Raw genomic sequence first — 11,596 nt, 5'->3', positions numbered from 1 at the left:
GTTAAGGATACTTAACTAACCTGCTAACGGTATGATTTCAAAAAATAAATTCACATTTATCAGATTGAAAAGACGGAAAGACAGAGGCATGCCTTTACCCGGCTGCCCGAGTTCCGAGAGGTTTACCTTTACATATTTATAGTTTTCAAGAACTGCTCCGTCGATAAGTACATCAAGGGAGTTTTTTCTGCTTTTCTGCCTCTCTTTCCGGCATGTGTCAGTTATTTTTGCTATCATTTTCCTGACATGTTTTGCCGCTTTGTCAGCAGAATCCGAAAGCAGCACTGTCAGACCGGCTATGTTTCTTCTGAAATATTTCACTGTCTTGTCAATACTTACCTCTTCGCCGAGTATCCGCCATGCCTCTGATCTGGCATTCGAATAACAGTAGGATATGAACATCACAACTATCGCTTTTCCCAATACTTCGCACCTGAGCCTGTCCTCATTGTTTCTTACTTCTGTTTTATGAATGTTCAATACCGATTTAAACTGTTTGAAAAATAATTCCACAGACCATCTGATCGGATAAAATGCAAGGATGGTTCTCACATCCTCCGTTTTCTCAGCAGGAATATTTGTCATCATAAAGTTCCACTCACACAGTCGCAGTGATTCTTTCTTGGGGGTTCTTCCTTTCTTTTTGGCATTCTGACACATTTTTCTCCGTTTTTTGTTTGCAACTTCTTCCGGAACTCTGACTGCGAAAAAGCGTATCTTTATCTTTTTCTCTTTGTTTCCCGTATAACATTCGAATTCAAATATTGTCTCATTGCCGTTCAGCTTTTTCAATATCTCCGAGATTCCGATTCTCTCATATTCTTCCCCTTTCTTTATATACAGACCGATTCCGGAATAATTAAAACGGGATATGAAAAAGGCTTCTTTGTCATCAGTTATTTTCAGCATGTCCGCAATTGAATATCCCAGATCGAAAATAAGCAGATCATCCGCGCTGATCTGATCGCCCAGTGTCTTCGAATAACTCTGATCGTTACACGTTTGTTTTTTTATATCAAACAGCTGAATCACTCCGGTTTTGTAATCATACATTAACTGAACTTTGCAACCCGCAATGTTATATCCCGGAAATGCGGATTTCAGGCCCGGGGGCAGCTCCCATGACGAACTGTCAATAATATTCACTCTGCCGAACTGATTTAATACGTCAATATTGATATTATGTCCGTTTTCAGTCGCCGTTCTGAAAAAAAATGAAAAAACTTCTGTCAGAAAATCAATGGCATACTGATTAAAACGGTCATTTATTCCCGCCCTTGAAATACATTCGGACAGATTTTCCGCTATGGCACCCAGAGTTATTGTGGTCGTTGTCAGCGAACCGAAAGTCAGCGATATGAAAAATTCGAATGCGTCCAATTTCCGTTTTCTCTTTATGAAACCGGTTTTTTCAGCTATTTTTCTGATCTTTCCTTTTTTGAAAAACTTTTTAACTGTTCTGACATCAATTTTAATCTGTTTATTTATCATTGCACAGTCCTCCCAAATATGATCTTATGAGATTGTCGGATATTTTGTTTTTTTCACACAGTCCGGAATATCAGCATGTGCTGAGAGATGCAATGAAAAAGTAATTTGCGACACGGCATTTCTTGCATTTTATTTAAACAACAACCATATGTTATAAAAGGATATTTTTACAATTCAGCAGTTCCTTAACTTTACACCTATGGGGTCAGCCCGCTCATGTCGTGCCATGTGCCGGTCACTCCTGAAATCCGGCGGTCCGGATCGTCAAAGCTGATTTTCGGAACAAAGGTGACGGTCCCCTCGGAGCTGTTGTGCCATGTCACGGCGATTCTCTCACCCGGTGCGAACGCTCTCACAGGCCCTGTCACGCCCTGATGGTCATAGGACCCGTTCGATCCCGCGGTGACCGTGGTTCCCCCGGGACCGATATCACGGTAATCCGTGTAACAGTCCTTTATGACGGTGTCCCATCCGGCAAGGCCGAAAGTGTTTTCAGATCCGTTCCCGCCGAAATCCGCCAGAAGAATCTGATCGGCTCCCGCATATGCTGTGAAAAGACACAGCACCGCAATCACAGTGAAAAAAATTGTTCCCCTCAGGGAAAATACCCTGCCTCTCCGCTTCTGCATGATTCTTATCTCCTTTTTTAATGTGGTTTGATAATGCGGGACGGGGTTTGCAACCTCGTCCGGAATGTTTTACGGATCTCCGCAGATGAATGTTTCGGACGGGGTTGCAAACCCCGTCCCGCAAACAGGGAGGAAGTTCCCGGGATGCCTCCTCTTTTTATTTCGTCCCGCCGCTGCCTGCCGGTGCGGTGAATGTTTTCGTTCAGCGGGGCGGTGTCACTTCCCCGCACTTTTTCGGAGTCTGAGAGTTATTCGGCATTCATTCCGCCGGGTGCCGGTATCGTTTCCACTGTGGCCATCCCGCTCTTAACAGGGATTTCAGTCACCAATGTCGGACCGCCCTCTTCTCCGGGTTTCGTTATTGTCACATGATCGGGAGTTATCTCCGTGATCACCCATCCTTCGGTCTCATGGCCGACCCTCACGGTCAGTTCCTCACCGGTATGGCCGTCATACAGCACGGCCTCCTCCGTGTCTCCGCTCACTTCTCTCACTGTGAAAGACTGGCAGTATGCGAAGCCGGATATGGCCAGTGTGAGAAAAAACGTAATAAGAATTCTGTACATGTTCACCTCCCTGTCATCAGTAATCATAAGCCGGAAGCGGACAGGATGATCCGCCTTCGGGATACGGCCTTATTATATGGATTAACGTGGAACCTCCGTACATAAAAACATCTCTGAACTTTACGAAAGTTGGAAACTTCCTCACCTGTCCCTGGCTGTCCATATTAAGGGATGACGAAGCCTCATATTGGTTTTTTATGCCGGACCGTCTGCTTTCACCGGACTCGGATCCCGATGAGGTCATATAGGCATAGCCGACATCAAACTCGTAATCAGTCAGAAGGGCAAAGGGCGTGAAATGGTCTCCCGCGGCCAAGGTGAAAAGGGGGGTACCGGCCGGAGAAAATGAGTAGGTCAGTTCTGAGATGTCTATCGGATCAGTACCGTATTCATTGTCCTCTCCGTTTTCGTCGCCGCCGTTTGCCGAATTGTCAACCGCACTGAGGGCATCGGGCGAACCTGCTTTGTAAATCTGGCTGAAAAGGCATATCTTATCCATGGCGTTGAACACCCACAAAGGGGTCGGTTCCGATATGTCCTTAAATCCCGCAGCCGCGGCATCCTCCTCGGAGCCGATCTTTCCTTTGTAAACCAGGTAAAAGCAGACGTCCGTGGCCCAAAGGGGGACAGGTTTGCTTAAAGCGGCTGCAAATGTTGCAGGTGAGTCCGAGGGGATAAAAAAGTTCTCTCCCATCTCTTCCACGATATGGTAACACTCATCGGAGGTGGGGGGAACAGGAGACTCAAAAGGATTCCCCTGAGATATCCTGTACCTTATCACAAGCCTCAGCTTTCCGCCTCCCATGTCTTCGCCGACAGACGAAGCGCAGAATGCAAGCTGATCAAATCCCTCTTCGCAGGGATTCTCCACGGATAAAGGATCCCGCATAACCGCATAGACTCCTGTGGCAGGGGCGCTGATTGCTATTGAGTGACGATCTTCCGATGACGGGTCCACTTCCCTGGCGCACGCCGCCTTTGCTGTGAAACCGCTTATGACGCAGATAAAGATAATTACTGCTCTGACAAAAATAATGCCGTTCCTGTGGTTTTGCATAAGCACCTCCTTCTTAAAAAATTTAAATTATATAATTTTCCGGGCGTTCGGAAAAAATTTCTGAGAAACCCGGGTCATTACTTTCCTCCCCGTTTGGAAGGCTCCGGCTCCGGATATTTCATCTTTATTCCCATCTTGCGAAGAATATCTCTTATCCTGCCTGTTCCCCGGGTGTTAATAACAACACCCAGTCCCCTTGATATCAGGGAGTAATCAGGCACTATGCTGCCACGGGGATGGTCATATCTTCCGCGAAAAAAAACAGTTCCGTCATACCATTTCGTGTCAAGAGGTATGTACAGATGGGTAAAATATGTGTCAAATGACCATCTCGGTGAGATATCAACTTCCGGGTAAATCAGTGCCAGAACAGTTTGCCCTTTTACTTCGGTGATTCGTTCCTCTGTCATTATAAGCTTATAAGTGGTATCAGCACTTTTAAAGAGAATCTCGGATTCTTTGAAAAGTTCCGAAAAAAAAGGGATCTGACTGTCAATGACCTTTGGCCACCATTTCCGGTAAAGAATGATCCTGACCTTGTCAGATTCGGGCTTCTCTGTTCTTCGCAGTCCGCAGCAACCGGGGGTCATTAATATTTCCGACACAAGTATAACCAGGATCAGACATATATTTGCCCTGTGCATAATCTCCTCCTACTTTCCTCCTCTTTCGGAAGGCACCGGCTCCGGATATTTCATTTTTATTCCCATCTTGCGAAGGATCCCTTTTATCCTGCCTGTTCCCTGATAGTTAACAACAACACCCATTCCCCTTGATATCAGGGGATAATCAGGTGTTATGCTGCCCGGGGGATAGTCATATCTTCCGCGAAAAAAGACAGTTCCGTCTTTCCATTTCGTGTCAAGAGGTATGTACAGATGAGTAAAATATGTGTCAAATGACCATCCGGGTGAGATGTCAACTTCCGGATAAATCACTGCCAGAACAGTTTTCCCTTTTACTTCGGTGATTCGTTCCTCAGTCATTACCAGCAAATATGTAGTATCCGCTGTTTTAAAGAGAGTTCCGGATTCCTGTAAGAGTTCGGAAAAAAAGGGACTCCGACTGTCAATGGTCTTTGGCCACCATTTTCGGTAAAGAATGATCCGGACTTTGTCAGATTCGGGCTTCTCTATTCTTCGCAGTCCGCAGCCCGGGTTTGTCAATATTATGAGAATAAATATGAGGTATAACACCCTGCGGATACAGTTTTTTTTCATAATTTCCCCGTTAGTGCCAAATTCGGAGGGAGAAACAGATATTTTTCCCTCCGAAGATAATAAAGTCAGTCACCGGTGGTGATCCTGATATCATCCAGCAATATGGCCGAGTCAAAGATGCTGTCTCCGACATCTCCTGCTGAAAATTGTATTGTCACCGGTATGTCCTGATCTGCCCCGGCAACGATTTCGGACAGATCGGCAGATTCGAATTTCCAGTCGGTTGTCCATACAATGCAGTCATTTCCCGCGGAAGATATGCAGGAATCCGAACTCTTATCGAATTTCAACAGCGCAGGTCTGACACTGCCGCATAAATCGTCAATATCTTTTTGAAAGACAGGATATATCCCCGAATCTGTAATGATATGAACTCGGAAGTAATCCTGATAGATATCACCGCACCATTCGAGAAATTCCTCGGAACTGAAGTTCCAATAGAATTCCAGATTCCGGGCATTCAGCGGCAGGCAGAATTCGGGCTTCTCTATGCTTCGCAGTCCGCAGGCAGTGTTCATTAATATCCCCGGCACAAGTATGCCCAGGATCAGACATATATTTGCCCTGCGCATGATCTCCTCCTACTTTCCTCCCCGTTCGGAAGGCTCCGGCTCCGGATATTCCGTCTCTATTCCCATCTTGCGAAGAATCTCTTTTATCCTGCCTGTTCCCCGGGTGTTAATAACAACACCCAGTCCTCTTGATATCAGGGAGTAATCAGGCACTATGCTGCCGCGGGGATGGTCATATCTTCCGCGAAAAAAGACAGTTCCGTCATACCATTTCGTGTCAAGAGGTATGTACAGATGAGTAAAATATGTGTCAAATGACCATCTCGGTGAGATATCAACTTCCGGGTAAATCAGTGCCAGAACAGTTTGCCCTTTTACTTCGGTGATTCGTTCCTCTGTCATTACAAGCTTATAAGTGGTATCAGCACTTTTAAAGAGAATCTCGGATTCTTTGAAAAGTTCCGAAAAAAAAGGGATATGACTGTCAATGACCTTTGGCCACCATTTTCGGTAAAGAATAATGCGGACTTTGTCAGATTCGGGCTTCTCTATTCTTCGCAGTCCGCAGCCCGGGTTTGTCAATATTATGAGAATAAATATGAGGTATAACACCCTGCGGATACAGTTTTTTTTCATAATTTCCCCGTTAGTGCCAAATTCGGAGGGAGAAACAGATATTTTTCCCTCCGAAGATAATAAAGTCAGTCACCGGTGGTGATCCTGATATCATCCAGCAATATGGCCGAGTCAAAGATGCTGTCTCCGACATCTCCTGCTGAAAATTGTATTGTCACCGGTATGTCCTGATCTGCCCCGGCAACGATTTCGGACAGATCGGCAGATTCGAATTTCCAGTCGGTTGTCCATACAATGCAGTCATTTCCCGCGGAAGATATGCAGGAATCCGAACTCTTATCGAATTTCAACAACGCAGGTCTCACGCTGCCGCATAAGTCGTCAATATTTTTTTGAAAGACAGGATATATCCCCGAATCTGTAATGATATGAACTCGGAAGTAATCCTGATAGATATCACCGCACCATTCGAGAAATTCCTCGGAACTGAAGTTCCAATAGAATTCCAGATTCCGGGCATTCAGCGGCAGGCAGAATTTTTGTGCAACCGAGCCGGATGTTGTGCTGAAGCCGAGTCCTGTGGAAACAAGTCCGAAAAAATCGCCGCTCACAGGAGCAATATAATCAAACTGGCTTAACACCCGGCTGTCACCGGAGCCTTCCCATGCGCACAAATCTCCCGTCTCAAATCCTCCGTTTTCCAATTCGCTGCTCGGGAGTGCAAGCCTCGCTCGTTGCCGGATTTGGATAACAGAGGACACTGCACCCTGAACATAAATTAATGCCTGATCCGCATATTTTATTTCAGGATCTGCTATAAATTTTTCAAAAAAAGTCATCCCGCACTTTTTGGCTATAGCTGCATTTGTGTATTCATAATAGCCGAGGTAAACTTTTGCTCCCTTATCAAAAAAAGCATCGGCCATGGAGGTATTGTACAGTGACCTGCATGCTCCTGCAAAAACAAGGCTGTCAGGATATCCCTCTTCTGCATAGTATCGGATGAATGAAGGCAATATGGCATAGTATGGCTTGTCTGTTTCGTCGATTCTGCCAATCGCCACTCTCCCTTTTTTCAAATCCCTTTCATACGCCGAGAAGTTGATACTGGTAGGCTCTTGTCCGGTGAAAAGTACCACCTGACTCTCCTCGGAGTTCCATCCCCATTTCTCTCTCCACAATGACCATAGTCCCTTATAATAAGTATTGCCATGGGTGTTAATGCTTATAACACCATAGTGATGCAGTGTCTTCATCACATCCACAGTCACTTCGCCATCCAACAAATAGTCTATCGGAGTTTCAAAACCGGGACAGCCTGAGTCTTCAAGAAACTGCTTTATTTCAGGGCTCTGATCTCCCAAAGTGAGGGGGTTTTGGTTAAGCTGCCAATTAAATGCCCCGAGAACAACAGCTTTTTTATTTCCGATCTCTTCGGCATCTGTCTGACCTCGTAAGGCTTTTCTGCTCATCCGATGCCGCACAGATTTTTTTGAAGCCGGTGCAGATAAGGAACCTTCTTCCTCAAGTATATCTGAAACATTTAATCTGAGGGCACCGAGGACACCGCACCTATAGAGCATCCAAATTCCGTTGCCGCCTTCCGACATTCCCGCCTGCAAGACAATCGGGTCGCTTTCGATCTGTGCAAAAACCGTATCTCTGGCCGCCTCTTTTCCGAGAGAATCGGTCAGTTCTTTGTAGTTCCGCACAGCATCAGCCTGCAAAGCCAGAATGGCATCGAATTCCGCATCGGTGAGATGGGCAAACACATCCAGGGAAAAGATATCCGATGCGGCAGTCTGCGAATCCTGTGTCATGAGAATTCGTAAATGTATTGTTTCTCCGACAGATGAGGAGAAAAGTTTTCTGATTGTAAACACACCGTCTCCTGCGACTTCATCACCGTTATCCGCATTTCCGTCATCTGTAAGGCTGCCTTCGCAAGCAAGCAGGTTTCCCTCGGCGTCAACACGTTTGAGACATACTGAGGGGATATCCCCGCCGGCATCATAAGGAATACTCACTTTGATCATAACATATTCAGGTTCGTCAATAAAAATCGCATCAGGCCTGATCTTAACTTCTGTATCTGCGGAGGGATAATTCGTTGTAACAAAAACAGATATGCTTTGTTTCAAGGTTACACCTTCCGGCCCCCCGGCTGTAAGTGTGTAGATCGTGGTTTCCTGGGGCGATATGGAGCGAGAGCCATTCAACAAGACACTGCCGAGCCCCTGATCAATGCTCACAGTGCCGGCATTGATGACTTCCCATGTCAGAGTGCTGCTCTCACCGGCAGTTATTGTTTCCGGGTCCGCCGTGAAGTTGACGATCTCCGGCGGCGGGACAGTTTCCGTTATTGTCACCGGCCCTGTGCCGTAAACCGTGGCAGGATCGTTCACGCCGTCGCTGATCACGCCGTAAACATAATAATCCCCGGGGGACAGGGCCGACGTGTCCCATTCATATTCGTCCCCTGTGCCGTCAGCGTCCTCGCCGAGACCGCTCACAATAAGAGTCCCGTCGGCCCCGGCACTGTCCGTGTCATAATACAGGGAAATCTGGGCGTTGTCATCGGGGTCGTCGTCATTCCAGGTTATAACATAGGTATCGCCCGCGGTGTCGTCCGTGCCGTCCGGCTCGGTGAGCGTGAGGGACGGGGCCGTGTTGCCGCCCGTTGTCACGAGGGCGGGATCACTCTGACCCGAGCAGTTTCCCGCGGCATCGCAGGCGCTCACCGTGTAGGTGTAAGTTGTCTGCGAAGTCAGCCCGTCGCTGTCGTCATAGGCCGTTTCCGTGACATTGTCCGCAATGTTCACGCCGTCACGAAAAATCTCATAATGGTCAGCGCCCGTGTTGTCCGAGGACGGATCCCAGGAAAGACCTGTCTGATATCCCAGAACCACCGGAATTTCCACGGCAGTGAGATTCTGCGGAACAGTCGGAGGCTCCGTGTCCGTGCCCTGTCCGGGGATCATCAGTTCAATTTTGTCACAGATCAGCATCTCATGATTGGGATAATTCACGTTCACGTTCACGAGTCCGTAAGTTCCCTGAGAGGAAGTGTCAAAATCAGAGACACTGACACCTGTCTCCCCGGGTCCGGCCGTGAGCCCGCTCATGTCGTGCCATGTGCCGGTCACTCCTGAAATCCGGCGGTCCGGATCGTCGAAGCTGATTTTCGGAACAAAGGTGACGGTCTCATCCGAATTATTGTGCCAGGTCACGGCGATCCTGTCACCCGGTGCGAACGCTCTCGCAGGCCCTGTCACGCCCTGATGGTCATAGGACCCGTTTGTTCCCACGGTGACCGTGGTTCCCCCGGGACCGATATCACGGTAATCCGTGTAACAGTCCTTTATGACGGTGTCCCATCCGGCAATGCCGAAGCGGTTCCCGGACTCATCTCCCCCGAAATTCGCCAGCAGGAGAACGTAACCGGATCCGACAGTCACAGTCAGCGGATCCGAATGCGCGGACTCGTTTCCCGGGACGTCATAAGCCGTGACCGTGTAAGCATAAGTTCCCGGAGTCACATCATAAATCACATACACGGCATCCGGAGCCGTTCCGATCTCCGTGCCGTCCCCGCTGTAAATCCGGTACCCGGCAGTGGCGACATTGTCCGATGAGGGATTCCAGGTCAGGCGGACCTGCGGGCCGGGCATGATCTCAGCGCCCGGGCCTTCCGGGACAGAGGGAGGCTCCGTGTCGGCCTCCCCGGATGTCAGTTCAATTTTGTCGCAGATCAGGACCTCATGATTGGGATAATTCACGTTCACATTCACAAGTCCGTAAGTTCCCTGAGAGGAGGCGTCCAAATCAAAAACACTGACGGATGTCTCCCCCGGTCCGAGGGTCAGTCCGCTCATGTCGTGCCATGTGCCGGTTTCTCCCATCACCCGGCGGTCCGGATCGTCAAAGCTGATTTTCGGAACAAAGGTGACGGTCCCCTCGGAGCTGAAGTCGAAAAAAATTTATGGTTAGGTACTTAAGACCTGAAGAAATGGTCAGACCGGGGGCCTCAGGAGATAGGAAATTCACGGACCGGGGATTCATTTCTTCAGATATAAAATCAGTTTTCCAGGGGGGGGCAGGCTTTGTTTCGCCCGCCTTGGGAAGCCTGAGTGATATTTTTGCTTAAACAGCGATGACCTTCCGGACAGATGACAAATCACAAATCACAAATGACTGAAATTAACTTTTCATCGAACTAGGGATTTTTAGCTGCTGCGGAATTTTTTTCGGCAGTTTTATGTGAAAAAAGGTTCCCTGTCCCGGGGCGGAGTCCACCTTTATTGTGCCCCCGTGCCGCGTGATGATTTTGTTTGCTATGAAAAGTCCGAGTCCGGTTCCTTTTTCTTTTTTTGATGAAAAGAAGAGCGTAAATATTTTTTCTCTTTTTTCCTCATCCATACCGATTCCGTCATCCTGAATACCGAACCGAATAGAATTACCTTCCTTTTTGGCTGAAAAAATAATTTTTTTCGAGGATTCTGATTTATCTTCGGCACACGCGTCTGTTGCATTCTCAAGAATATTGATCAGAGCTGAACGGAGAGCAGAAACATCAGCCTCAAACACACCTGATTCAGAATCAAAGTCACGGAGAAATTCGATATGATGGTCCTGCATCTTTTTTTCGACAACGTCCGCGACCTCGTTGGCAAAGTCAGTCACATCGGTTTCCTCCCATTCAGATTTTCTTTCTTTTGCATAAAAGAGGATATCAAGAATCATTTTTTTGATACGCTCTGTCATAACTTTTATAATTCCCAACCCTTCGTTAATCTGGTCATCCTTTTTTTTTATGAGACCTGAATCAAGCAGATATATGCCTCCGTCCAGACCGGTCAGCAGGCCTTTTATCCCGTGGGATATGGAACTTACCATCAGTCCCAATGAGGAAAGACGATCCTGGATCGCTGCTTTTTCTCGTACAAGGGCTTCGAGACTTTCAGTATATTCTTTTAATTTCTGGCGAGTTAAAATTCTTTCGCAGCTTCTTTTCAAAGAAACTTCGAGGATTGTGTCGTCAATAGGCTTGGTGATGAAATCCGTGGCTTCATATTTGAGACTTTTCACAGCAAGTTCCATATCTCCGTGACCCGTGATCATGATGACCTCTGTCTCAGGATTTTCGTTTTTTATCTTTCGCAAGAGCGTTATGCCGTCCATTCCCGGCATTTTTATATCTGTAAGAACAATGGAGGGGGATTCTTTTCTGAAAATCTCCAGTGCTTCCTTAGCATTCTCCGCGGTATGAACCTCATATCCGATATCAGCAATAACGATGCTCAGAACCTTTCGGATGCCTTCTTCATCATCTACCAGCAATATTTTGTTATTTATCATTTCATTCGTCATTTCAGTATGCCTCAGTTGAAAGTGTCAGGTGTTAGGTGTTAGATGTTTGGGTGTCAGGTGTTAGGTGTTAGGTGTTAGGTGTTAGGTGTTAGGTGTTAGGTGTTAGGTGTCGGGTATTAGGTGATAGGTGGGCTGATGAAAATGTCGCAAACAGAGTTTCCAATTGTGATCCCGT

General features: G+C 47.2%; 10 protein-coding genes. All 10 read right to left on the bottom strand.

The window, feature by feature from the left end:
* Nucleotides 1-15: 15 nt before the first annotated feature.
* Nucleotides 16-1,491: an IS4 family transposase gene (locus dnm_RS00385; RefSeq protein ID WP_207679109.1), complete on the bottom strand. Its 1,476-nt coding sequence runs from the start codon at nucleotides 1,489-1,491 to the stop codon at nucleotides 16-18.
* 197 nt (nucleotides 1,492-1,688) lie between these two features.
* On the bottom strand, nucleotides 1,689-2,120 hold the full coding sequence (locus tag dnm_RS00380) for a hypothetical protein (RefSeq protein ID WP_207680741.1): 432 nt from the start codon (nucleotides 2,118-2,120) through the stop codon (nucleotides 1,689-1,691).
* Between the two features lie 248 nt (nucleotides 2,121-2,368).
* Nucleotides 2,369-2,686 (bottom strand): hypothetical protein, encoded by a 318-nt coding sequence (locus dnm_RS00375; protein ID WP_207680740.1) that lies wholly within the window; start codon nucleotides 2,684-2,686, stop codon nucleotides 2,369-2,371.
* Nucleotides 2,687-2,702: 16 nt separating this feature from the next.
* Nucleotides 2,703-3,743, bottom strand: a complete 1,041-nt coding sequence (locus dnm_RS00370) for a hypothetical protein (RefSeq protein WP_207680739.1) — start codon at nucleotides 3,741-3,743, stop codon at nucleotides 2,703-2,705.
* Between the two features lie 77 nt (nucleotides 3,744-3,820).
* Nucleotides 3,821-4,387, bottom strand: a complete 567-nt coding sequence (locus dnm_RS00365; protein ID WP_207680738.1) for a hypothetical protein — start codon at nucleotides 4,385-4,387, stop codon at nucleotides 3,821-3,823.
* Between the two features lie 9 nt (nucleotides 4,388-4,396).
* The gene (locus dnm_RS00360) at nucleotides 4,397-4,963 is read right to left on the bottom strand and encodes a hypothetical protein (RefSeq protein WP_207680737.1); all 567 of its coding nucleotides are present in this window, start codon (nucleotides 4,961-4,963) and stop codon (nucleotides 4,397-4,399) included.
* 65 nt (nucleotides 4,964-5,028) lie between these two features.
* Nucleotides 5,029-5,535, bottom strand: coding sequence for a hypothetical protein (locus tag dnm_RS00355; protein WP_207680736.1), 507 nt, complete (start codon nucleotides 5,533-5,535; stop codon nucleotides 5,029-5,031).
* 9 nt (nucleotides 5,536-5,544) lie between these two features.
* Nucleotides 5,545-6,111, bottom strand: a complete 567-nt coding sequence (locus dnm_RS00350) for a hypothetical protein (protein ID WP_207680735.1) — start codon at nucleotides 6,109-6,111, stop codon at nucleotides 5,545-5,547.
* A 65-nt stretch (nucleotides 6,112-6,176) separates the two neighbouring features.
* Nucleotides 6,177-9,953, bottom strand: a complete 3,777-nt coding sequence (locus dnm_RS00345) for a fibronectin type III domain-containing protein (protein ID WP_207680734.1) — start codon at nucleotides 9,951-9,953, stop codon at nucleotides 6,177-6,179.
* Nucleotides 9,954-10,251: 298 nt separating this feature from the next.
* Nucleotides 10,252-11,409: an ATP-binding response regulator gene (locus dnm_RS00340; RefSeq protein WP_207680733.1), complete on the bottom strand. Its 1,158-nt coding sequence runs from the start codon at nucleotides 11,407-11,409 to the stop codon at nucleotides 10,252-10,254.
* Nucleotides 11,410-11,596 lie beyond the last annotated feature (187 nt).

The sequence above is a fragment of the Desulfonema magnum genome (genome assembly GCF_017377395.1).
Taxonomy (GTDB): Bacteria; Desulfobacterota; Desulfobacteria; order Desulfobacterales; family 4be13; genus Desulfonema_C; species Desulfonema_C magnum.
This window is presented reverse-complemented; position numbering and strand designations above follow the sequence as displayed.